Origin of the sequence: Micromonospora lacuserhaii (genome assembly GCF_036902735.1) — a bacterium.
In the GTDB taxonomy this organism is placed as follows: Bacteria; Actinomycetota; Actinomycetes; order Mycobacteriales; family Micromonosporaceae; genus Micromonospora.
Genome location: NZ_JBAKHO010000001.1, coordinates 134,362 through 156,949 on the forward strand (window position 1 = coordinate 134,362; position 22,588 = coordinate 156,949).

Sequence of the window (22,588 nt, forward strand, 5' to 3'; positions counted from 1 at the left end):
GCGGGACATGCACGAGGGCCCGCCCCCGATCAGGGGGCGGGCCCTCGTGCGTACGGGGTCAGCGACCGAAGAGGATGTCCTGCACGTCCTTGAGCGCGGCGTCGACCTCGGCCTCGAAGTAACCGCCGGGCACCAGGCCGAAGCGCAGGGTGTCCAGGTCCTTCGGGTTCACCGGCATCGGGTTGCGCCCCTGCATGCCGCCGAGCAGGCTCTCGAAGAACCGGTCGACCTGGTCCGGGTCGTACCCGCTGCCGAAGCGGCGCACCTGGAAGCTGCGGCGGATCTGGTCGACCCGGTAGAGCTCACTGCCGGGCGGACCGGCCATCGGCGGGCCGACCATCGGCGGGCCACCGACCGGCGGGCCGGCCATCGGCGGCGGACCACCCATCGCCGGACCGCCCAGCGCCTGCGGCGGCGGACCGGCCGGGCCACGGCCACGCATGTCGCGCTCCCGCTCCGGCATCCGGATCTCGGCGGTCATGTCGGTCCGACCGTGCCGGCCGGCCTCGAAGCCGTCGAACCGCGGCTCCTCCTGGCCGTAGCCGCCCTGCTCCTGGCCGTAGCCCCCGGGCTCCTGCCCGTAGCCGCCCGGACCGGCGGGCAGCCCGCGCTGCGGCCCACCGTGACCCATCCCGCCCGGACCCATCGGCCCAGGCCCGCCGGGCCCGGCCGGGCCGCGCGGCGCGTCGTAGCCACCCCGGGGGGCGTCGTACCCGCCGGCGAACGCGCCGGTGGGCTCGTCGTAGCGGTTGCCGTAGCGGTCCGGCGGGCCGGCCTGGGCCGGCATCCCGCGCGGCGGGAGCGGCTGCGGCACAGGAGACAGCCCCCGGTGGTCGTCGCGCATCGGCGGGCCGAGCCGGTCGGCGCCGCGCGGGTCGCCCCCGCGGCCACCGAGGCCACCGCGCTCCTCAAGCTCGGCGAGCTGCCGCTCGACCCGGTCCAGGTGCAGGTCGACCTGCCACTCGTCGTAACCGTTGAAGCGAACCCGGAAGACGACATCGTGGACCTCCTGGGAGGCCACGGGCGCGCCGACCGGCTGGCCGGCGAGTGTCGCCTCGACCCGGTCCAGGAAGGCGTCCACCTCGTCGACCTTGTATCCCCGGCGGAGCGCCTTACGCCGGAAACGCTGACCCTGACTCGCCACTATGTCTCCTGGTCTCGTTCGCTACGCCCGGTCACGCCCGCGCGGCGCTTCGGTGTCCCTGTCCGTGGCGGCGGCCAACTGCCCGCACGCACCATCGATCTCACGCCCGCGGGTGTCACGCACCGTGGTGGACACCCCGGCCTCGCGCAGCCGCCGGACGAACTCCCGCTCGACCGGCTTGGCGCTCGCGTCCCAGCGGCTGCCGGGTGTCGGGTTGAGCGGGATGAGGTTCACGTGGGCCAACCTCCCGGCCAGCAGCCGCCCGAGCAGGTCGGCTCGCCACGGCTGGTCGTTCACGTCCTTGATCATCGCGTACTCGATAGACACGCGGCGCCCCGTCCGGGCTGCGTAGTCCCACGCTGCGTCCAGCACCTCGGCTACCTTCCAGCGCTGGTTGACCGGCACGAGTTCGTCGCGCAGATCATCATCGGGCGCGTGCAGCGACAGCGCAAGGGTCACTGAGAGGTCTTCGCTGGCCAGTCGGCGGATGGCCGGAACCAGGCCGACCGTGGAAACGGTGATGTGCCGCTGCGACAGGCCGAGCCCCTCGGGGGCCGGCGTGACCAGCCGACGGATCGCCGCGACGACCCGCGCGTAGTTCGCCAGCGGCTCGCCCATGCCCATGAAGACCACGTGTGACAACCGCGGCGGGGAACCGGCCACCGCCCCGGAGGCGGCGACGCCGGCGAGGTAGACCGCCTGGTCGACGATCTCGGCGGTGGACAGGTTGCGGGTCAGCCCGGCCTGGCCGGTGGCGCAGAACGGGCAGGCCATGCCGCAGCCGGCCTGGCTGGAGATGCAGACGGTGACCCGATCCGGGTAGCCCATCAGCACGCTCTCCACCAGCGCGCCGTCGTGCAGCCGCCAGAGCGCCTTGCGGGTGGCGCCGTCGTCGCAGGCCAGCTCGCGTACCGGGTTGAGCAGGGTGGGCAGCAGCGCCCCGGCGAGCCGCTCGCGGGTGGCCGCGGGCAGGTCCGTCATCTGCTCCGGATCCCGCACCAGGCGCCCGAAGTAGTGGTTGGAGACCTGCTTCGCGCGGAAGGCGGGCTCGCCCAGCTCGGTCACGAGCGCCTGCCGGCCCGTCAGGTCCAGGTCGGCGAGGTGGCGCGGCGGCATCGCGGGCCGACGCCCCGGGGCGTCAGGGTCTACGGGGATCACAGGCAGGCTCGTCATGGCGGGTCCAGTCTGTCACGCCGAATGGCGGACGCCGCTGTCCGGAGGTGCCGAATCGGCCGCCACCGGGCGGACCGGGCGGGTGACCGGCGGTGATTCATGCCTCATCCCACCACCGGCACGAAGACCGCCAGCAGCAGATAGGCGGTCGGGACGGCGAAGAGGATCGAGTCCAGCCGGTCCATCAGGCCGCCGTGCCCGGGAAGCAGGTTGCTCATGTCCTTCACGCCGAGATCGCGCTTGATCATCGATTCGGCGAGGTCGCCGAGGACCGCCGCGACCGAGACCGCCAGCCCGAACAGCGCGCCCCACCACGGCGCCACGTCGAAGAGCAGCCAGATCAGCACGGCGCTGCCGACGGCCGCCGCGGTGACCGAGCCGGCGAAGCCCTCCCAGGACTTCTTCGGGCTGATCGACGGGGCCATCGGGTGCTTGCCGAAGGACACCCCGGCGGCGTACCCGCCGGTGTCCGAGAGCACCACCGCGACCAGGGTGACCAGCAGCCGCAGCCGGCCGTCGCCGGGGGCCGCCGCGAGCAGCGCCGCGAACCCGGCGAGGAACGGCACGTAGACGGCGATCAGGGCGACGGCGGTCATGTCCCGCTGGAACCCGGCGGGCCCGTCCCCCAACCGCCAGATCATCGTGCCGAGCACGGTGACCAGCAGGCCGAGGCTGAGCGCGTCCGGCCCGGCGAACCAGGCCAGGCCGACGGTGAGCACCCCACCGGCGATCAGCGGGACCAGCGGCGGGTGAGCGCCGCTGCGGCGGACCGCGCGGGCCATCTCCCAGATGCCCACCGCGACCGCGACGGTCAGCACCGCGAGGAAGCCCGGCAGGTAGAAGAAGAGCGGCACCAGGATCGCGGCGCCGAGGCCGACCCCCACCCCGATCGCGGCGGGCAGGTTCCGGCCGGCCCGGCCGGTGGCGGCCTGCTGGGTGGCGGGCCGGTCGACGCCGGCCCGGCGTCGCCCGCGCTGCCGGCGGCCGGTCGGCGGCTCCGGCTCCGGCTCCGGCTCACGCTCCGCGCGGACCGGGGGGAACTGGCTGGTCGGCAGGTCGTCGTCGCGGGCCGGGGCGAACTGCGAGGTGGCTACCTCGTCGTCCCGCAAGGGGCGCGCGGGAGCGCGGTCGTACCGGTCGTCGTCGCGAGCCCGGGCGTACCGGTCGTCGTCGCGGGGCCGCGCCCGGTCGTACCGGTCGTGCGGTCCCGAAGGGCCGTCGTACCGAGGGCCGTCGTACCGCGGGCCGTCGTACGGGTCGACGTCGGGCCGGTGCGCGTGCGGGCGGGGGCGGGCCTGCGGCCCGGCGTAGAGGTCCGAGCCGGACTGCCGGGTCCACGGCTCGGCGTCATGCTCCGGCCAGGGCAGCGCCAGCGGCCGGTCCGGACGGTCCGGCCGGTCCCAGCCGCGAGGCTCGGTGCCGCCGTAGGGGTCGAGGTGGGACATCACGCACCGAACGGCAGCGGTACGAGTTCCACCACATGACGCAAGACCAAGACCATCCCCTACAGGCGTGACTGTTCCGTCCGGTTGACCGGCCCGTCGGCCGACCGATCCCCGCCGTTCACCGCACGGTGGCCGGGAATCGTGCCGAGCCTACTGCACCCGCCGTCCCGGCAGGGCGGACGATGGCGCACCGGCGCCCGGCGCCGGCCAGATCGGTGGTCGCGACGACGCGAGGCCCGCTCCCCGGACCGGGGGGGCGGGCCTCGTGACGTCCCGACGGAGCGCTCCGTCCGGTCGACTACACCTCGAGCAGCTCGGCTTCCTTGTGCTTGACCAGCTCGTCGACGGTGGCGACGTAGCGCTGGGTCACGTCGTCCAGTTCCTTCTCCGCGCGGCGGCCGTCGTCCTCGCCGACCTCCCCGTCCTTGACGAGGCGGTCCAGCTCTTCCTTGCCCTTGCGCCGGATGTTGCGGACGGCGACCTTGGCTTCCTCGCCCTTGTGCCGGGCCACCTTGATCATCTCGCGGCGCCGCTCCTCCGTCATCTGCGGGAGCAGGATGCGGAGCTGGTTGCCCTCGTTGTTCGGGTTCACCCCGAGGTCCGAGTCGCGGATCGCCTTTTCCATGGCGTTGATCTGCGAGTTGTCGTACGGCTTGATGATCACCATGCGGGGCTCGGGTACGCCGATGGACGCCATCTGGGGCAGCGGGGTGGGGGTGCCGTAGTAGTCGATGATGACCTTGGAGAACATGGCGGCGTTGGCGCGACCGGTGCGGATGGCGCCGAACTCTTCCTTGGCGTGCTCGATGGCACGCTCCATCTTCTCCTCGGCCTCGAGGAGGGTGTCGTCGATCACCGGTCTCCTCGCCTCCTTCTGTGCTCGTCGTGGGCTCTGCTGGTGTCGTCGGAGGACCGCTGCGGCGGTCGGCGGGGCGGTCAGGCGGTGATCAGGGTGCCGATCTTTTCGCCGCCGACCGCCCGGATGATCGTGTCGTCGCCCTGGGCGCCGAAGACCAGCATCGGCAGGCCGTTCTCCATGCAGAGGCTGAACGCCGCGGCGTCGGCCACCCGCAGGTTGCGGCGCAGCACCTCGGAGAAGGTGATCGAGTCGAACTTGCTCGCCGTCGGGTCGATCCGCGGGTCGGCGCTGTAGACGCCGTCCACGCCGTTCTTGCTCATCAGCACCACGTCGGCACGGATCTCCAGAGCCCGCTGGGCGGCCACGGTGTCGGTGGAGAAGTACGGCATCCCGGCGCCCGCGCCGAAGATCACCACGCGGCCCTTCTCCAGGTGCCGGATCGCCCGCAGCGGGATGTACGGCTCGGCGACCTGGGCCATCGTGATCGCGCTCTGCACGCGGGTCTCGATGCCCTCCTTCTCCAGGAAGTCCTGGAGCGCCAGGCAGTTCATCACCGTGCCCAGCATGCCCATGTAGTCGGCCCGGGCCCGGTCCATGCCACGCTTCTGCAGCTCGGCGCCCCGGAAGAAGTTGCCGCCGCCGACCACCACGGAGACCTGCACGCCGCGGCGGACCACGGTGGCGATCTGCCGGGCGATGGCCTGCACGACGTCCGGGTCGACGCCGATCGCGCCGCCACCGAAGACCTCACCGGAGAGCTTCAGCACCACCCGGCGGGCCCGCCCGGGGGGCGGCGCCGTCGGGTCGTCCGATTCCAGGCTCCGGTCACTCACAACCTGCGTCATCCGCCCCGCCCTCTCCGCGCACGTCCAGCGTGCCGCGTACCGCGTACCTGCCGCTGCCGACCCTATGTGACGAGGAGGCCGCGGTGCCTGTCACGTACACCAGCGACCTCCTCGTCCTCCGTTGCGTGCCCACCGGGCGCCTCAGGCGCCCGGCCCGGCGGCTCAGGCCTGGCCGACCTCGAACCGCAGGAAGCGGGTCACCTCGATACCGGCCTCGGCCAGCATCTGCTTCACGGTCTTCTTGTTGTCGGCCACCGACGACTGCTCGAGCAGGACGTAGTCCTTGAAGAAGGCGTTGACCCGGCCCTCGACGATCTTCGGCAGCGCCGCCTCGGGCTTGTTCTCCTCGCGGGCGGTCTGCTCGGCGATGCGCCGCTCGGACTCGACGACCTCGCCCGGCACCTCGTCGCGGGTGAGGTACTTCGGCCGCATGGCGGCGATCTGCATGGCGGCGGCGCGAGCGTCGGCGTCACCGGCCTCGTCGGTCTTGCCGGCGTACTCCACCAGCACGCCGACGGCCGGCGGCAGGTCCTGGCTCTTGCGGTGCAGGTAGACCGCGACGTTGCCGTCGAGCTTGGCGAAGCGGTTGAGCACCAGCTTCTCGCCGATCTTGGCGGACTGCTCCTGGACCAGGTCGGCGATGGTCTTGCCGTCCAGCTCGGAGGCGAGCAGCTCCTCGGCGTTGGTGACGCCGCTGCGCTCGCCGTGCTCGACCAGCTGCTGGGCCAGGGCGACGAACGCCTCGGTCTTGGCGACGAAGTCGGTCTCGCAGTTGAGCTCCAGCAGGGCCTTGCCGGAGTGGGCGACGAGGCCGTTGGCGGCGGTGCGGCCGGCCCGCTTGCCGACGTCCTTGGCGCCCTTGACACGCAGGATCTCGACGGCCTTGTCGAAGTCGCCCTCGGCCTCGGTCAGCGCCTTCTTGCAGTCCATCATGCCGGCGCCGGTGAGGTCGCGGAGCTTCTTGACGTCCGCGGCGGTGAAGTTGGACATGACTCTCTCTTCGATGTCGGAACTGCGGTGGATGGTCTGAGGTGCCGGTTACCCGGAACGCGGCCGAATGTGCCCGGCGTACCCGCCGCTCCCCGCCGCCCGGGTCATCCGGGCGGCGGGGAGACGGCGTGCGGTCACTCCGCGGCGGCGGCGGCCGGCTGCTCGGCGGCGGCCGGCTGCTCGGTCACGGCCGGCTGCTCGGCAGCGGCAGCGGCAGCGGCGGGCTTCTGCTCGCCGGCCTTCCTCGCCGGCTCCTCGAGCAGCTCGCGCTCCCACTCGGTCAGCGGCTCGTCGGCGCCGACCTGGCCCGGCTCGGGCTTCTCGTCGCCACCGCGGCGACGGCCGGAGCGGGCGATCAGACCGTCGGCGACGGCGGCGGCCACGACCCTGGTCAGCAGCTCGGCCGAGCGGATCGCGTCGTCGTTGCCCGGGATCGGGAAGTCGACCTCGTCCGGGTCGCAGTTGGTGTCGAGCACCGCGATCACCGGGATGCCCAGCTTGCGGGCCTCGTCGACGGCGATGTGCTCCTTCTTGGTGTCGACGATCCAGACCGCGGCCGGGAGCTTCTGCATGTCCCGCAGACCACCGAGGGTCTTGGTGAGCTTGATCTTCTCGCGGGAGAGCTGCAGGGTCTCCTTCTTGGTGTAACCGGCGGCGGTGCCGCTCAGGTCACCCAGGGCCTCCAGCTCCTTCATCCGCTGAAGGCGCTTGTACACGGTCTGGAAGTTGGTCAGCATGCCGCCGAGCCAGCGGTGGTTGACGTACGGCTGGCCCACCCGGGTCGCCTGCTCGGCGATGGCCTCCTGGGCCTGCTTCTTCGTGCCGACGAAGAGGATGCTGCCACCCTCGGCGACGGTGTTCCGCACGTAGTCGTACGCCTTCTCGATGTAGTCGAGGGTCTGGCGCAGGTCGATGATGTAGATCCCGTTGCGCTCCGTCATGATGAAGCGCTTCATCTTCGGGTTCCAGCGCCGGGTCTGGTGCCCGAAGTGGACACCGCTCTCCAGCAGCTGACGCATGGTCACGACGGCCATGGTGGGGTACTCCTCAAGATCCCTGGTTGTCACGCCCGGCCGGTGGCCGGGCGTCCTGGCGCCTGGTCGCCGGCCAGGGTGGGCCCGACCAAGATCGGGACCAGGGAGGCCGTCGCCCCACGAGGAAACGTGGAGAGGGCGCGCGAGGTCGACCGCGCGAGGCGGTCGCCAGTCGCTCAGTGTACGCCCTCGTCCCGCCACCTGGCCCAGGGGTGCGCGGACCCGGCCCGGCGGACCTGGTCACCCCGCCCACCGGACCGTCCGGCGCTGTCACCGCCGGCCCGGCAGTCTCCGCCGGGCCGGCGGCGCAGGGGCCGTCAGCCGGCGGCGAGCGCGGCGGCGACGAAAAGGACCAGACCCACGGTCAGGTACGCCGTCGGCGGGCGCAGCCAGCCCCGGCCACCGTCGGCCATCGCCAGCCCACCGGTGCGCAACCCGTACAGCCCGGCCGCGAAGATCGGCAGCCCGGCGACCAGGAAGGTGCCCACCACGACGTGGGAGGTGGAGACCGGGTCGCCGGTGAGCCCGTGCAGCAGCACCCGCAGCGCGGGCAGTTCGAAGACGACGACCAGCACGCCGAGGATCACCGCGAGCGCCGGGCGCCGGGTCCGGTAGACGCCGTCGGAGGGCGCGCCGCCGGGACGGTACGCCCCGTCCGGGCCGGCCGCGCCGTCCAGGCGGGGCACCACCGGGGGCATCGGGCCGGTCGGCATCTCCAGCGGGTGGGCCGGCTCGGCCGGCCGGCTCGGCTCCACGATCGGGTACCCGCCCAGCGGGGCCGATCGGGCCGGCTCGGGGCGGTCCGCCGGGCCACCCCCCAGCGGACCGGCGGCGGAGGTCACCAGCGGGTCGACGCCGCCGGCACCCCGCGGGCCGGCGGGGACGGCCAGCGCATCCGCGCCACCCGGCTCGCGGGCCGCGCGGCGGCCACCGCGCTCGCCGGGCAGCTCGCCGGAGACGTCCGGGTCGTCCGTTTCCGACCGGCGGGAACGGGTCCGGCGGTATCCCTCGGCATCGCCGCGGGGCTCAGCCAGCGGGTCGGCGCCACCGAACCGTGCCGGATCGCCGTACCGACCGGTCGACTCGGCGTACCGGCCCTCCTCGGCGACTCGCGGCTCCGGCGCGCGGAACTCGTCGTCGCGCGGGCGGTCACCCGCCCCGCGCCAGTCGGACTCGCCGTAGTCGCGCTCGCGTCCGGCGGGGTACCAGCGCGGCTCCTGATCTTCGGGATAGCTGCGTCGTGCGTCCACCTCCGGCACGGTATGCGACCGGCCCCACCCGCGCCATTCGCACCCGCCCACACCGAAAAGGGTCATCACGCACATACGGATAGTGATCGGCGTCGCGGCTCCCGCCCGGTCCGGCCGCCCGTCGTTGAGGCCGGCGGGAGAAGTCCGCGACCGTGGGTGCGGTAGCACACCGGACCCTTGATCGTCCGGTCGTCCACAGGGCCGCCCGTCGTCCACAGCCGCGCCGGCGGCAGCGGCGGGACGGCCGGCCGGTGCCCCACCGTGACGGCCATGACGAAGCGGAACCAGGCGGTCGGCGCGTACGGCGAGCGGTGCGCCGTCCGGCACCTGATCGGGGCGGGGCTGCGCCCGGTGGCCCGCAACTGGCGCTGCCGGGACGGCGAGATCGACATCATCGCCTGGGACGGCCCGGTGCTCGCCTTCTGCGAGGTGAAGACCCGCCGCAGCGAGGACTACGGCAGCCCGGCCGAGGCGGTCGTACCGGCCAAGGCGCGCCGGCTGCGCGGGCTGGCCGCCCGCTGGCTGGCCGAGACCGGGACGACCGCCGACGAGGTGCGCTTCGACGTGCTGTCGGTCCGGCTGCCGGTGGTCGGCGCGGCCCGGGTCGAGCACCTCAAGGGCGCCTTCTGATGGGCGCGCCGAGCGCCGGGGCGGCGACGTGAGCTACGCGAAGGTGTGCTGCGTCGGCCTGGTCGGGGTGACCGGGCACCTGGTCGAGGTGGAGGCCGACCTGGCGATGGGGTTGCCCGCGGTGGTCATCTCCGGGCTGCCCGACACCGCGCTGCACGAGGCCCGGGACCGGGTGCGCGCCGCCATCGTCAACTCCGGGCAGCGCTGGCCCAACCGCCGGATCACCCTCAACCTGCTGCCCGCGACGATGCCCAAGTACGGCTCGGCGTTCGACCTGGCCATCGCGGTGGCGGTGCTGGGCGGCTCCGGTGAGCTGCCGCTGGCGCCGCTGGAGAATGTGGTGGTCCTCGGCGAACTGGGCCTGGACGGCGCCGTCCGCCCGGTGCGCGGGGTGCTCCCGATGGTGGCCGCCGCCGCGCGGGCCGGCCGGGACCGGGTGATCGTGCCGCTCGACAACGCCGCCGAGGCGGCGGTCATCCCGGGGATCCGGGTCCGGGCGGTGGACACCCTGCACCGGCTGGTCTCGTTCGTCCGCGACGGCAGCCCGCTGCTCGAACCGCCCACCGACCCGCCACCACCGGCCCGGGACGGCCCGGATCTCGCCGACGTGGCCGGGCAGGGGCTCGGCCGCCGGGCACTGGAGGTCTCCGCCGCCGGCGGGCACCACCTCGCCCTGGTCGGGCCGCCCGGCGCGGGCAAGACGATGCTCGCCGAGCGACTCCCCTCGATCCTGCCGGAGCTGGACGACGACGCGGCGCTGGAGGTCACCGCGCTGCACTCCATCGCCGGGCTGCTCCCGCCCGGCGGGCGCCTGCTGCGCCGGCCGCCCTTCCAGGCGCCGCACCACACCGCGACCGTGCCGTCCCTGGTCGGCGGCGGGTCGGGGCTGGCCCGCCCGGGCGCGGTGTCGCTGGCCCACCGGGGCGTGCTCTTCCTCGACGAGGCGCCCGAGTTCAGCAAGGGCGCGCTGGAGGCGCTGCGGCAACCGCTGGAAAACGGCCAGGTCCAGCTGACCCGCAGCGGCGGCGCCACCGAGTACCCGGCCCGCAGCCAACTGGTGCTGGCCGCCAACCCCTGCCCCTGCGCCAAACCGGCCGGCGACGCGTACTGCGAGTGCAGCCCGCTGGCCCGCCGCCGCTACCTGGGCCGTCTCTCCGGCCCGTTGCTGGACCGGATCGATGTGCAGGTGAAGCTGCTGCCGGTCCGGGCGGCCGAGCTGATGGAGACGGCCGTGGTCAGCGAATCCTCGGCGACCGTGGCGGCCCGGGTGGCGGCGGCCCGGCAGGCGGCCGCCGCCCGCTGGGGCCCGGTCGGGCGGAAGCTCAACGCCGAGATCCCCGGCCCGCACCTGCGCCGGCCGCCGTGGCGGCTGCCCGCGCGGGACACCGCCGAGCTACGCGGCCGGCTCGACTCCGGCGCGATCTCGGCCCGGGGCTTCGACCGGATCATCCGACTGGCCTGGACCGTCGCCGACCTGGACGGCCGGGACCGGCCGCACCGCGACGACGTCCGCGAAGCCACCCAACTGAGGACGGGGGAAGGGACATGACCACCAGCGAGGAACGACTGCTGGCCCGGGTGGCGCTGACCTGGCTGACCGAGCCGGGGACCTGGGCCGTGTACCGGCTGGTCGAGCAGCTCGGCCCGGTGGCGACCCTGGACCTGCTGCTCGACGGCGGGGCGCAGGACTCGCGGCTGCGCGCCGCCGTGACGGCCCGCTCGACCGCCGGGGACGCGCGCGCCGCGGCCGCCGAAGCGCTGGACCGCACCGAACGGGTGGGTGCCCGGATCCTCACCCCGGAGGACGGGGAGTGGCCGGCCCGCCTCGACGACCTGCACCGCCTGGTGCTGCCCGGGGCGAGCCGCCGGGTCGACCTGGAGACCGCGCCGCCGCTCTGCTTCTGGGTACGCGGCGGCTGGCCGCTCGGCGAGGCGCTGGATCGGTCGGTCGCCGTGGTCGGGGCGCGGGCGGCCACCCCGTACGGCGTCCACGTCGCCACCGAACTCGGGTACGGGATGGCCGAGCGGGACTGGACGGTGGTCTCCGGCGGCGCGTTCGGCATCGACGCCGCCGCGCACCGGGGCGCGTTGACCGCCGGCGGGCTGACGGTGGCGGTGGTCGCCTGCGGGGTGGACCGCCCCTACCCGATGGGCAACGCCGCGCTGTTCGACCGGATCGCCGAGACCGGGCTGCTGGTGAGCGAATGGTTGCCCGGCTCCGACCCGCTGCGGCCCCGGTTCCTCATCCGCAACCGGGTGATCGCCGCCGCGACCCGGGGGACGGTGCTGGTGGAGGCCTCGGCCCGCAGCGGGGCGACCCAGACGCTGAACCGGGCGATCGCGATGGGCAAGCGGGCCATGGTGGTGCCGGGCCCGGTCACCTCGGCGATGTCGGTCGGCGCGCACGAGGTGCTGCGGGAGGAGTCGGACGCCCGGCTGGTGACCGGGGTGCCGCACGTCCTGGAGGAGGTGGGGCGGATCGGGGCCGACCTGGCCCCGCCGGCGCGCGGGCCGGACCGTCCGGTCGACCTGCTCGACGACGAGGCGACGGTGGTGCTGGAGTCGCTGCCCCGGCGCGGCGTGGTGGGCATCGACGCGCTGGCCGCCCGCGCGGGCGTGGACGTGCGCACCGCGATGCGCAAGCTCGCCCTGCTGGAGGAGCTGTCCATGGTGGTCCGCCGCGACGGCGGGTACGCGCTGGGCCGACCGCCCCGACCGGCGCGCCCACCGGCGGTCCCGACGCGGCCGAGCGACCCCGACCCCGACGCCGGGACGCCGACGCCGGCCCCGCGGCGGTGACACGCGGCGGTTCAGTCCCCCTCGAAGCGGATCTCGACGTCCCGCTCCCGCACACACCGCTGAACGAGCAGCGCCACCCGGCGCACCTGCGCGGTCTCGGCCGGGGTGCGGGCGGCCTCGGCCAGGCAACCCAGCTCGCTCAGCAGCCGGGAAGCCGTCTCCGGACCGACCACCAGCTCGCCCAGCGGGTCGATCCGGTCCAGGGTGGGGGTCCGACCACCGCCCCGTACCCGGGCCAGCAGCCCGACGAGCTGGTCGTCGGGGTCGGGCACCACCTGGGAGGCGACGGAGGAGAGCCGATGACCGGGGCCCCCGCGGACCCGCCGGTAGAGGACGACATCCAGGCCCATCAGCGGTCCCCCTCCCATCGGCGACGTCCACCGCGACGTCAGCGGCGGCGCGCACCTCGTCCCTGATCAGTCTCCCTGTCCACAGGGGTCTGTACCAGCGTCCGACGGCGTGCCATCGGCCGAATCGCGGCGGTGTCGTGCCGGGCCGGGCCGACCCGCCTACGCTGGGCACGTGCGAGGCAGGGGTAGTGAGGAGCCGGCGGGGCGCCCGGGGACCCGCGCGGCCCACCAGGCGCTGCCACCCGCGATGCGCGAAGCGGTGGACGACTTCGCCGACCACCTGGCGGCCGTGCGCAACCGCTCCGCGCACACCGTCCGGGCGTACGTGGCCGACCTGGTGTCGCTGCTCGACCACGCCGTACGGATGGGCTGTGCCACCCCGGCGGAGCTGGACCTGACGGTGCTGCGCAGCTGGTTGGCGAAGCAGCGGACCCTGGGCGCGGCGCGGACGTCGCTGGCCCGGCGGGCCGCGACGGCACGGACCTTCAGCGCCTGGGCGCACCGCGCCGGGCTGCTGGCCAGCGACGTGGCCGCACCCCTGGCGAGCCCACGGGCGCACCGCGAACTGCCCACCGTGCTCCGCGCCGACCAGGCCGCCGCGCTGGTCGAGGCGCCGTCCCGAGCCGGGCTCCCCGCCACCGGAACGCCGTCCCGAGCCGGGCCCGCGGCCACCGGAACGCCGTCCCGAGCTGGCCCCCCAGCCACCGGAACGGCGTCCCGCTCCGAGCCGGCAGCAGCCACCGGGACGCCGTCGGAGCCGGCGCCGCCCACCGGAGGGGCGGCGGGAGAGGTCCCATCGGACCGGCAGCACGACGAGGAAGTCCCGGCCGCCGACCCGGTACGGCTGCGGGACCGGGTGCTGCTCGAGCTGCTCTACGGCACCGGCGTGCGGATCAGCGAGGCGTGCGGGATGGACACCGCCGACGTGGACCAGGGCCGGCGGGTGGTCCGGGTCCTCGGCAAGGGCGGCCGGGAACGGTCGGTGCCGTACGGGGTGCCGGCGCAGCGCGCCCTCGACGACTGGCTGCGGTCCGGCCGCCCGGCGCTGGCCGGGCCGGGATCGGGGGACGCACTGCTGCTCGGTGCCCGTGGCGGCCGGTTGAACCCGACCACCGCGCGGCGGATCGTCGCCGACTACGCGGAGTCGCTGCACCTGCCCCGGGTGGGGCCGCACGCGCTACGGCATTCGGCGGCGACCCACCTGCTGGAGGGCGGCGCGGACCTGCGGGCGGTGCAGGAGTTGCTCGGCCACTCCTCGCTGGGCAGCACGCAGATCTACACCCACGTCTCGGTCGAGCGGCTGCGCGCCGCCTACCGGCAGGCACATCCCCGCGCCTGAACCCGCCGGTCCGCCGCCCATCGAGCGAGCGCGTCGCAGACGCCGGCGCTGCGGCGCGAAGCCCGGGCCGGTGATCCGGCAACCGATACGATCATCCGGTGACCGTCGCCCGGCCGCCCGAGCCGATCCCCGGGGCCCGACTGCTCTTCTCGCTCGACCCGTCCGTCAGCCACCTCAACCACGGGTCGTTCGGCGCGGTGCCGATCGGCGTGCAGCGGGCGCAGCAGCGGCTGCGCGACGAGATGGAGGCCAACCCGCTGCGCTTCTTCACCCAGGGGCTGGTCGACCGGATCACCCACACCCGACGGCACCTGGCCACCTTCCTCGGCGCCGACCCGGAGGGCACCGCCCTGGTCGGCAACACCACCACCGGTGTCGCCGTGGTCCTGCAGTCACTCGGCCTGCGCCCCGGCGACGAGGTGCTCAGCACCGACCACGGGTACGGCGCGGTCAGCCTCGCCATCGCCCGCGAGTGCCGGCGCACCGGGGCGGTCTCCCGGGTCCTGCCGGTGCCGTTGACCGCCACCGACGAGGAGGTCGTCGAGGCCGTCCGGGTCGGGTTGCGCCCCGGTCGTACCCGGCTGCTCGTGGTCGACCAGCTCACCTCGGCCACCGCACGGCTCTTCCCGGCCGCAGCGATCGTCCAGGTCGCTCGTGAGCAGGGCGTGCCGGTCCTGGTGGACGCCGCCCACGCGCCGGGCATGCTGCCGGTCGCCGTGGACACCGTCGGCGCCGACTTCTGGGTGGGGAACCTGCACAAGTGGGGCTACGCCCCGCGGGGCACCGCCGTCCTCGCCGTCGCCCCCGCCTGGCGGGCGCGGATCGAGCCGCTGGTGGTCTCGTGGGAGCAGGAGGCCGGCTTCCCCGGCAACGTGGAATGGCAGGCCACCCTCGACTACACCGGCTGGCTGAGCGCCCCGGCCGGGCTCTACACGCTGCGCAGCCTCGGCGTGGACCGGGTCCGGGCGCACAACGCCGCGCTCGCCGCGTACGGGCAGCGGGTGCTGGGGGACGCGCTCGGGGTGGCGCCGGCCGAGCTGCCCGACCCGGGTGGACCGGCGGTCGCGATGCGGATCGTGCCGCTGCCGCCGGGGGTCGCCACCACCATCGACGCCGCCCGCGCGCTGCGTACCCGGATCGCCGAACGGCTCGCCGCCGAGGTGGCGGTGATGGCGTGGAACGGGCGCGGCTGGCTGCGGGTCTGCGGCCAGGTCTACAACGCGCCCGAGGAGTACGAGCGGCTGGCCGTCCGGTTGCCGCCGCTGCTCGACCGCGGCTGACCGGGGCCATCCGTCCAGCTCCCCGGTCGGCTCGTCCATGACGGGCACCGGAGCGCGGCGCCCGCACCGGCAGGCCGGCCCGGAGCGCCGGCCCGACCCGTGGACCGTCGCACCAACCGGCCCGGACGCACCGTCGGCGAACCCGTCGACCGGCAGCAACCGGACCGGGCCGAGGCCGACCAGCGCCAGCGGGTGAAGGTACTCGGCTTTGCGCCGCAGCCCCCAGTGCAGGCACGCCGGCGCGGGGCAGCCCGGATGACCGGCGAGCAGCTCGCCGAGCGGGGTGCCGGCGGCGACCGGGTCGCCGGGGCGTACCCCGGGGAGGACCGGCTCGTAGGTGGTGCGCAGGCCGGCCGCGTGGCCGACGGTGACCACCGGGCGGCCGGCGACCATGCCGGCGAAGAGCACCGTGCCGCGGCCGGCCGCCCGGACCGTGGCCCCCGCGGGGGCGGCCAGGTCGACGCCCCGGTGGCCGGGCAGCCATGGTCGGGGCGGCGGGTCGAAGCGCCGCACCGGGCGGGGTACGCCGTCCAGCGGCCACCGGAACGCCGGGGCCGTCGGCGGCCACCGTAACGCTGAGGCCGTCGGCGGCCGTCGGAACGCCTGGGCCGACGGGCCGGCCCCGGTGGCCGGCGCCGCGCGCCCGGCCGGCGGACCGCTCGACGGGCCGAGGATGAGGACGACGGCGCACCCGGCGATGACCCGCCACAACTCTGCTCGCATGGCCGGAGCCTGCCGCCGAACACCGCCCGCGCACCGCCCCGTCCGCCGGCCCTGTGGACGGCCGGGCGGGCTGTGGAAAACGCCCGCCGGACGGGTCGATCTGCTATGCGCGGTCATCCGGCCGAGCCGGTGATTCAGGAGCGGCGCGCCGACGACCACCCGGGCCCGGCCAACCGAGGCGCGCCCGGGCGATCACCGTGGCGAGCTCGACGACCGGGGGCGCCCCGCCGTCTAGACTTGCCCGGGCCGGCGTCGGCGAGAGGGAGACCACCATGACCACTGTGGACGACGCGAGCGGACCGTCCCGGCTCGCCGGACCGGACGAGGCGATCAGCGCCGAGGAGCTCCAGCTCGCCGCCCGCAACCACGGCATCCCCCTGGAAGCGCTGCGCTACGACGTCACCCCCGCCGGCCTGCACTACCTGCTGATCCACTACGACATCCCGGACACCGACCCGGTGACCCACACGCTGACCCTCGACGGGGCGGTCCGCCTGCCGATGGTGCTGGGGATGGACGACCTGCGGGGGCGTCCCCGGGTGACCCGGCGGGTGACGCTGGAGTGCGCGGGCAACGGTCGGGCGCTGCTGCACCCCCGTCCGGTGAGCCAGCCGTGGCTGGTCGAGGCGGTGGGTAACGCCGAGTGGACCGGCACGCCGCTGGCGCCGCTGCTGCGCGAGGCGGGGATCGACCCGGAGGCGGTCGACATCGTCTTCACCGGCGCCGACCACGGGGTGGAGCGCGGGGTCGAGCAGGACTACCAGCGGGCCCTGCCGGCCGCCGACGCGCTCCGCGAGGAGGTCCTGCTGGCGTACGAGATGAACGGCGCGCCGCTGCTGCCGCAGCACGGCGCCCCACTGCGGCTGATCGTGCCCGGCTGGTACGGCATGGCGCACGTGAAGTGGCTGCGGAGCATCAGCGTGCTGACCGAGGAGTTCGACGGCTACCAGAACGCGGTGGCCTACCGGCTGCGCCGGGACGCCGACGACCCGGGTGTGCCGGTCAGCCGGATCGAGCCGCGCGCCCTGGTCCGGCCCCCGGGCTTCCCGGACTTCATGTCGCGTACCCGGGTGCTGCGCCCGGGGGCGTGCACGGTGGACGGTCGGGCCTGGTCCGGGCACGCGCCGGTGACCTCGGTGGAGGTGACGACCGACGGCGGGGCGAGCTGGGCGCCGGCCACCCTGGACGAACCGGCCGGCGGCGAGTGGTCCTGGCGGCGTTGGCGCTTCGAGTGGTCACCGGAGCCGGGCCGCCACACGCTCGGCGCCCGGGCGACCGACGCGTCGGGGCGGACCCAGCCGGTGGAGCAGCCGTGGAACCGGGGTGGCTTCGCCAACAACCTGGTCCAGCGGGTCGAGGTCGTGGTGCTCGCCGAGTGAGCGGCGGGCCCGGGCGGCAGCATCGGACGCCGCGACCCGGACAGGACGGGCCGTCGCCGGCGGGCGGAGGGACGCCGGCGGGGCGGGAACGCGCCGGCTCAGCCGCCGAAGCCGGAGTCGGCGGGCAGGGAGATGTCCGGCTTCTCGAGCTCCTCGACGTTGACGTCCTTGAACGTCATCACCCGGACGTTCTTCACGAAGCGGGCCGGACGGTACATGTCCCACACCCAGGCGTCGTGCATCTCGACCTCGAAGTAGACCTCGCCGTCGGAGTTACGCACGTGCAGGTCGACCTGGTTCGCGAGGTAGAAGCGGCGTTCCGTCTCCACCACGTAGGAGAACTGGCGGACAATGTCGCGGTACTCCCGGTAGAGCTGCAGCTCCATCTCGGTCTCGTACTTTTCGAGATCTTCCGCGCTCATCGCACTCCGCCTTCCATGACCACATCTTCCCCCACCGGCGCCAGGGGCCGAGGCTGCTCGCCCAACGCCACGCCGACGGTACCCCCTGACGCGCCGGAGCGCTCCATCGGCTCGGGCGCGGGCCCGACGGCCGGCCGTCGGGACCGGGGCGGGGCCCCCTCCCGGCCGGAGACGGTGGCCACGTTGACGTACGAGAAGCGGTGCTCCACGCACGGCCCACGCTCGCGCAACGCCTCGGTGTGTTCGGCGGTGATGTACCCCTTGTGCTCGGCGAAGCCGTAGCCCGGGTACCGCCCGTCCAGCTCCACCATGATCCGGTCCCGGGTGACCTTGGCCAGCACGCTGGCCGCCGCCACGCAGGCCGCCACCCGGTCCCCCTTCCACACCGCCAGGCCGGGCACGTCCAGACCGTCCACCCCGAAGCCGTCGGTCAGCACGTACTCGGGCCGGGTGGTCAGCGAGGCGAGCGCCCGGCGCATCGCGGCCACGTTGCACACGTGCAGACCGCGGGCGTCGACCTCCTCGGCCGGGATGATCACCACCGTGTAGGCCAGGGCCTGGGCCACCACCTCGGCGTACACCCGCTCCCGGCTGGCCGGGGTGAGCAGTTTCGAGTCGGCCAGCCCCTCGATCTCACCGCGTCGCCCCTCGGGCAGCACCGCGGCGGCGGCCACCAGGGGGCCGGCGCAGGCCCCCCGGCCGGCCTCGTCCGCGCCGGCGACGTGCCGGAAGCCCCGCCGTTGCAGGGCCCGCTCCAGCGCGTAGAGCCCAGCCTCGCGGCGCACCACGGTGCGCGGCGGCGTCAGCACGACCCACCCCCGCCCCGGGGCGGCACCGGGCCGGCGGCGAAGACGGCGGACGCTGCGAGGACCCGGTCCAGCACGGCGGGCAGGTCCTCCGGGTAGTACCGCTCGCCGGAGCCCGCCAGCTCGTCGACCGGCCACCAGCGGTACCCGGAGACGCTGGCCCGCTCGATCTCGTCGAAGCCCGCGGTGTCCACCTCCCAGTCGGGCACCCGCAGCAGGAAGAACTCCTGCTGCTGGCGGTACCAGACCCCGTCGAAGGGGAACTCGATCGTCTGCGCGAAGACCGCGTCGCCCAGCTCGGCCGGGTCGAGCCGGAGCCCGGTCTCCTCGGCCAGCTCGCGGGCCGCGCCCTGGGCCGGGGTCTCCCCGGGGTCGAGGCCGCCGCCGGGGGTGAACCAGTAGTGGTGCTCCGGGCGGGCCGGATCGCTGCCCCGGAACAGCAGCACCCGGCCACCCGCGTCGACGAGCAGTACCCGGGCCGCGCGGCGAGGGGTGTAGACGGTCACCGCCCCAGCCTGCCAGACGCGGGTGACGATCGACCACGCCCCGGGGGCGACGGCGGCCGGCCTACGGGTTGGGGATCCCGTCGAACTGCTTCGGCACGGTCAGCCAGGTGGCCCGGTCGAACGGCCAGAAGACGGTGAACGCCCGCCCCACCACCTCGCCCTCCGGGATGGTGGCGCTGTCGATGTTCCGACCGGACTGCTGCCAGTGCTCCAGCGAGTCGCCGGAGGCGGAGCGGTGGTCGCCCATCACCCAGAGCCGCCCCTGCGGCACGGTGATGTCGAACTCCTGGTCGGCCGGCTTGTCCTGCTGGCCGTTCGCCGAGTAGATGTACGGCTCGTCGAGGGCCCTGCCGTTGATCGTCAGCCGGTCCTGGGCGTCGCAGCAGACCACGTGGTCGCCGCCGACGCCGATCACCCGCTTGATGAAGTCCTCGCCGTCCGGGTTGCCGCTCCACTCGGTCGGCGCCTTGAACACGACCACCTCGCCGCGGTGCGGCGAGCGGAAGTCGTAGACCAACTTGTTGACCAGCACCCGATCATCGATCTTGAGGGTGTTCTCCATCGAGGGGGACGGAATGAAGAAGGTCTGCAGCACGAATGCGCGGACCAGCACCGCCACCAGGATCGCGACACCCAGGAGGATGGGCAGCTCTTTCCAGAAGGAGCTGCGGGGCTTTTCGGTCTGCTCGTCAATCACGGGAGGAGCCTACGTTGCCGGGCGCGCGACGATCGTCCGGAACGCGCGACAACGGTAGTCAGGGCCGTGAGCGGGAGGACGAGGACCACTCCGCCCACCGGGGTCGGCGCCACCGGGGCGGGTGGAGCGGCGGCGGCCCCGGCCACCGGGTCGAAGGTCGACGGCACCGGCAGCGACGCCCACCGCGAGGAGGGCCAGACCACGGCGAAGGCCCGCCCGACCACGTTCTCGATCGGCACCGGGCCCTGGCAGCGAGCATCCTGGGAGACCAACCGGTGGTCGCCCATCACGAAGATCTGGCCGGGCGGGACGGCCACCTCGTCGAAGCGGCGGGACCGGCACTCGCGCGGGTTCGGCGGGACGTCCAGCGGGGAGTTCCGGATCACGTACGGCTCGTCCAGCGGGATGCCGTTGACCAGCACGCGCCCCTGGTCGTCGCAGCACTTGACCCGGTCGCCGGGCAGGCCGATGACGCGCTTGATGAAGTCCTTCTCACCGGGGCGGCTCACCCCGACCAGGTCGCCGAAGGTGCGGCCCACCTTGCCGGCGAGGCCCGGCTCCGGTTCCTGGCTCTCCTGGGCCACCCAGCGGTCGGTGCCCCGGAACACCACCACCTCGCCGCGCAGCGGGTCGCGGACGTCGTAGACGACCTTGTTGACCAGCACCCGGTCGCCGATGAGGAGGGTGTCCTCCATCGAGCCGGAGGGGATGAAGAACGCCTGGAGCAGGAAGGTGCGGATCAGCACCGCGAGGCAGAACGCCACCACCAGGAGCAGTGGCAACTCCTGCCAGAGGGGCATCTGCCGGCGCCCGCGCCGGACCCGTCGGCGCCATGGATCGACTGTGTCGCCCTCGTCCAACACCCGTACCACGTCACTCCCCGGTCCGCAGAAACGACACTACCGCCCGGGAGCCTCGGCGAGGCCCCACGGGCGGTAGTGGACATTCGCTGTGCCGCGACCGTCGTCGCCGCCCTCCTGCGCCCGTATCGACCAGGGTAATGCGCTCTGGTCGATATGACACCCGGGCAGCTCAGCCGGCGTGGCGAGCGGAAGGTCAGCTGGGGAGCTTCTCCCGCTTCTCCTTGATCTTGGCCTTCTTGCCGCGCAGCTCGCGCAGGTAGTAGAGCTTCGCGCGCCGGACGTCACCGCGGGTCACGATCTCGATCCGGTCGATGCCCGGGCCGTTGAGCGGGTAGGTCCGCTCGACGCCGACACCGAAGCTCACCTTGCGGACCGAGAAGGTCTCGCGCAGACCGTCACCCTGGCGGCGGATGACGACGCCCTGGAAGATCTGGACACGGGACCGGTTGCCCTCGACGACCCGCGCGTGCACCTTGACGGTGTCACCGGCACGGAAGTCGGGAAGGTCGGTCCGCTTCGACTGGGCGTCAAGGGCGTCCAGGATGTTCATCGCTGCGTCCTCGTAAGGCTCACGGCGCACCGTCACTCGATGCGCGGATGGGTGATTCTGATTCCCGGGTGGTGATCGGCGGGCCGACCCCGGTCGGGGATCCTCGCAGCCGCCCGCGGGCGCGGACGGATGCGGCAACCCCTCTACTTTGCCACATCCTCCGCCGGCAGCTGAAATCCGGCCCGGTCCAACGCGGCGACGTCCCGTTTGTCCAGGCTCTCCGGGGGCAGCGCGGCGATCATGTCGGGTCGCCGGGCGGCGGTGCGGGTCAGCGCCTCGTCGCGCCGCCAGCGGGCGATCCGGCCGTGGTCGCCGGAGCGGAGCACCTCCGGCACCTCGTGCCCGCGCCAGCTCGCCGGCTTGGTGTACATCGGGGCCTCGAGCAGCCCGTGCGCGTGCGACTCCTCGTCCAGGGAGCCGGCGTTACCGAGCACCCCGGGCAGCAGCCGGGTGACCGCCTCCAGGATCACCAGCACGGCGACCTCGCCGCCGAAGAGCACGTAGTCGCCGAGCGAGACCTCGGTGACCCGCATCCGGGTGGCGGCGTGGTCGAGCACCCGCTGGTCGATGCCCTCGTACCGGCCGCAGGCGAAGAGCAGGTGCGACTCGGCGGCCAGCTCGTGGGCCATCGCCTGGGTGAACGGGACCCCGGCCGGCGAGGGCACCAGCAGCCGGGGCAGGGTGAGGCCGTCCGGGCTGAGCTCGTCGGGGGCCAGGGTGTCGAGCGCGTCGCCCCACGGCTCGGGCCGCATCACCATGCCGGGTCCGCCGCCGTAGGGGGTGTCGTCGACCGTGCGGTGCACGTCGTGGGTCCAGCCGCGCAGATCGTGTACGGCCAGCCGGAGCGTGCCGTTCTCCCGGGCCCGGCCGATCAGCGACAGGTCCAGCGGGGCGAAGTACTCCGGAAAGATCGACACGATGTCGACGCGCATGGGGGCGGCTTTCGGTCTAGAGGTCGAGCAGACCGGCCGGCGGGTCGACGACGACGCGACCGCCGGCGAGGTCGACCTCGGGCACGATCGCCTTGACAAACGGGATGAGCGCGGTCCGCCCCTCGGGGCGGCGCAGGACGAGCAGGTCCGAGGCGGGGGCGTGGTCGATCCGGGCCACCTCGCCCAGCCGCTCGCCGGACGGGGTGACCACGGCGAGCCCGACCAGCTGGTGGTCGTGGAACTCCTCCGGGTCCTCCGGCGAGGCGACGTCGGCGCTGTCCACGCCGAGCAGGGTGCCGCGCAGCGCCTCGGCGACCTCGCGGCCTTCGATGCCCTCGAAGGCGACCAGCATCCGGCCCTGGTGCCAGCGGGCCGCCTCGATCTTCAACTCCGCCGGGACCCGGAAGAGCACGCCGGGGCCGGGGGCGGGGTTGGCCGGAGCGGCCGCCCCCGGCTCGGTGCGGAGCACCGAACCAGGGGCGAATCGCGCTTCGGGCTCGTCGGTCCGCACCTCCACGGTGACCTCACCGCGGATCCCGTGCGGTTTGCCGATCCTGCCGACGATGAGCAGC

The 22,588-nt window shown here is 74.3% G+C and carries 22 protein-coding genes and 2 pseudogenes; 6 read left to right on the forward strand and 18 right to left on the reverse strand.

What is annotated here, in order from left to right:
- Positions 1-58: 58 nt before the first annotated feature.
- The 8 genes from V6U81_RS00600 to V6U81_RS00635 form a co-directional block, all read right to left on the reverse strand.
- Positions 59-1,144 carry a DivIVA domain-containing protein gene (locus tag V6U81_RS00600; RefSeq protein ID WP_334482747.1) on the reverse strand — a complete coding sequence of 362 codons (1,086 nt, stop codon included), beginning with the start codon at positions 1,142-1,144 and terminating at the stop codon, positions 59-61.
- Between the two features lie 21 nt (positions 1,145-1,165).
- A complete protein-coding gene (rlmN, locus tag V6U81_RS00605) occupies positions 1,166-2,317 on the reverse strand; it encodes a dual-specificity RNA methyltransferase RlmN (RefSeq protein WP_334482749.1) in 1,152 nt (383 codons plus the stop codon).
- A 104-nt stretch (positions 2,318-2,421) separates the two neighbouring features.
- Positions 2,422-3,762: a phosphatidate cytidylyltransferase gene (locus tag V6U81_RS00610; RefSeq protein ID WP_334483163.1), complete on the reverse strand. Its 1,341-nt coding sequence runs from the start codon at positions 3,760-3,762 to the stop codon at positions 2,422-2,424.
- Positions 3,763-4,060: 298 nt separating this feature from the next.
- Positions 4,061-4,618: a ribosome recycling factor gene (frr, locus tag V6U81_RS00615; RefSeq protein ID WP_334482752.1), complete on the reverse strand. Its 558-nt coding sequence runs from the start codon at positions 4,616-4,618 to the stop codon at positions 4,061-4,063.
- An 80-nt stretch (positions 4,619-4,698) separates the two neighbouring features.
- On the reverse strand, positions 4,699-5,466 hold the full coding sequence (pyrH, locus tag V6U81_RS00620) for a UMP kinase (RefSeq protein ID WP_334482755.1): 768 nt from the start codon (positions 5,464-5,466) through the stop codon (positions 4,699-4,701).
- Between the two features lie 162 nt (positions 5,467-5,628).
- Positions 5,629-6,456 carry a translation elongation factor Ts gene (gene tsf, locus V6U81_RS00625; protein WP_334482758.1) on the reverse strand — a complete coding sequence of 276 codons (828 nt, stop codon included), beginning with the start codon at positions 6,454-6,456 and terminating at the stop codon, positions 5,629-5,631.
- 134 nt (positions 6,457-6,590) lie between these two features.
- The gene (gene rpsB, locus V6U81_RS00630; RefSeq protein ID WP_334482760.1) at positions 6,591-7,490 is read right to left on the reverse strand and encodes a 30S ribosomal protein S2; all 900 of its coding nucleotides are present in this window, start codon (positions 7,488-7,490) and stop codon (positions 6,591-6,593) included.
- Positions 7,491-7,807: 317 nt separating this feature from the next.
- Positions 7,808-8,749, reverse strand: coding sequence for a hypothetical protein (locus V6U81_RS00635; protein ID WP_420883944.1), 942 nt, complete (start codon positions 8,747-8,749; stop codon positions 7,808-7,810).
- A gap of 261 nt (positions 8,750-9,010) precedes the next feature.
- On the opposite strand from V6U81_RS00635, the gene V6U81_RS00640 reads away from it, so the two are divergent.
- The 3 genes from V6U81_RS00640 to V6U81_RS00650 are packed head-to-tail and all read left to right on the forward strand — an operon-like array spanning position 9,011 to position 12,169.
- Positions 9,011-9,370 carry a YraN family protein gene (locus tag V6U81_RS00640; RefSeq protein ID WP_334482765.1) on the forward strand — a complete coding sequence of 120 codons (360 nt, stop codon included), beginning with the start codon at positions 9,011-9,013 and terminating at the stop codon, positions 9,368-9,370.
- Between the two features lie 28 nt (positions 9,371-9,398).
- Complete coding sequence (locus V6U81_RS00645; RefSeq protein WP_334482768.1) at positions 9,399-10,919, forward strand: YifB family Mg chelatase-like AAA ATPase; 1,521 nt, start codon at positions 9,399-9,401, stop codon at positions 10,917-10,919.
- A complete protein-coding gene (locus V6U81_RS00650; protein ID WP_334482770.1) occupies positions 10,916-12,169 on the forward strand; it encodes a DNA-processing protein DprA in 1,254 nt (417 codons plus the stop codon). Before V6U81_RS00645 ends, V6U81_RS00650 begins: the two co-directional genes overlap by 4 nt.
- A gap of 11 nt (positions 12,170-12,180) precedes the next feature.
- On the opposite strand, the gene V6U81_RS00655 is transcribed toward V6U81_RS00650, so the two are convergent.
- On the reverse strand, positions 12,181-12,519 hold the full coding sequence (locus V6U81_RS00655) for a hypothetical protein (protein WP_334482772.1): 339 nt from the start codon (positions 12,517-12,519) through the stop codon (positions 12,181-12,183).
- 247 nt (positions 12,520-12,766) lie between these two features.
- Between V6U81_RS00655 and V6U81_RS00660 the strand changes: the two genes are divergently transcribed.
- On the forward strand, positions 12,767-13,858 hold the full coding sequence (locus tag V6U81_RS00660) for a tyrosine recombinase XerC (RefSeq protein ID WP_334483166.1): 1,092 nt from the start codon (positions 12,767-12,769) through the stop codon (positions 13,856-13,858).
- Positions 13,859-13,956: 98 nt separating this feature from the next.
- Complete coding sequence (locus V6U81_RS00665) at positions 13,957-15,138, forward strand: aminotransferase class V-fold PLP-dependent enzyme (protein ID WP_334482775.1); 1,182 nt, start codon at positions 13,957-13,959, stop codon at positions 15,136-15,138.
- A 141-nt stretch (positions 15,139-15,279) separates the two neighbouring features.
- Here V6U81_RS00665 and V6U81_RS00670 read toward each other — a convergent pair.
- Positions 15,280-15,861 (reverse strand): annotated as a pseudogene (locus V6U81_RS00670) (murein hydrolase activator EnvC family protein); the annotation flags it as partial.
- A gap of 272 nt (positions 15,862-16,133) precedes the next feature.
- On the opposite strand from V6U81_RS00670, the gene V6U81_RS00675 reads away from it, so the two are divergent.
- Positions 16,134-17,240 carry a sulfite oxidase gene (locus tag V6U81_RS00675; protein ID WP_334482777.1) on the forward strand — a complete coding sequence of 369 codons (1,107 nt, stop codon included), beginning with the start codon at positions 16,134-16,136 and terminating at the stop codon, positions 17,238-17,240.
- A gap of 98 nt (positions 17,241-17,338) precedes the next feature.
- Here the strand turns inward: V6U81_RS00675 and V6U81_RS00680 are convergent, their stop codons facing one another.
- The 8 genes and pseudogenes from V6U81_RS00680 to rimM all read right to left on the reverse strand — a co-directional run bounded on the left by V6U81_RS00680 (position 17,339) and on the right by rimM (position 22,587).
- Positions 17,339-17,662, reverse strand: a complete 324-nt coding sequence (locus tag V6U81_RS00680; protein ID WP_007075222.1) for a DUF2469 domain-containing protein — start codon at positions 17,660-17,662, stop codon at positions 17,339-17,341.
- Positions 17,659-18,471 (reverse strand): ribonuclease HII, encoded by an 813-nt coding sequence (locus V6U81_RS00685; RefSeq protein WP_334482780.1) that lies wholly within the window; start codon positions 18,469-18,471, stop codon positions 17,659-17,661. Before V6U81_RS00685 ends, V6U81_RS00680 begins: the two co-directional genes overlap by 4 nt.
- Positions 18,465-18,974: an NUDIX hydrolase gene (locus V6U81_RS00690; RefSeq protein ID WP_334482781.1), complete on the reverse strand. Its 510-nt coding sequence runs from the start codon at positions 18,972-18,974 to the stop codon at positions 18,465-18,467. The genes V6U81_RS00685 and V6U81_RS00690 overlap by 7 nt, the downstream gene beginning before the upstream one ends.
- 61 nt (positions 18,975-19,035) lie before the next feature.
- Positions 19,036-19,671, reverse strand: a complete 636-nt coding sequence (gene lepB / locus V6U81_RS00695) for a signal peptidase I (RefSeq protein WP_334482783.1) — start codon at positions 19,669-19,671, stop codon at positions 19,036-19,038.
- 9 nt (positions 19,672-19,680) lie between these two features.
- A pseudogene (lepB, locus tag V6U81_RS00700) lies at positions 19,681-20,543 on the reverse strand (signal peptidase I).
- Between the two features lie 184 nt (positions 20,544-20,727).
- Positions 20,728-21,084: a 50S ribosomal protein L19 gene (gene rplS, locus V6U81_RS00705; RefSeq protein WP_184182400.1), complete on the reverse strand. Its 357-nt coding sequence runs from the start codon at positions 21,082-21,084 to the stop codon at positions 20,728-20,730.
- 143 nt (positions 21,085-21,227) lie between these two features.
- Complete coding sequence (gene trmD / locus V6U81_RS00710; RefSeq protein ID WP_334482792.1) at positions 21,228-22,016, reverse strand: tRNA (guanosine(37)-N1)-methyltransferase TrmD; 789 nt, start codon at positions 22,014-22,016, stop codon at positions 21,228-21,230.
- 16 nt (positions 22,017-22,032) lie between these two features.
- Positions 22,033-22,587, reverse strand: a complete 555-nt coding sequence (gene rimM / locus V6U81_RS00715) for a ribosome maturation factor RimM (protein WP_334483169.1) — start codon at positions 22,585-22,587, stop codon at positions 22,033-22,035.
- Position 22,588: the final 1 nt, after the last annotated feature.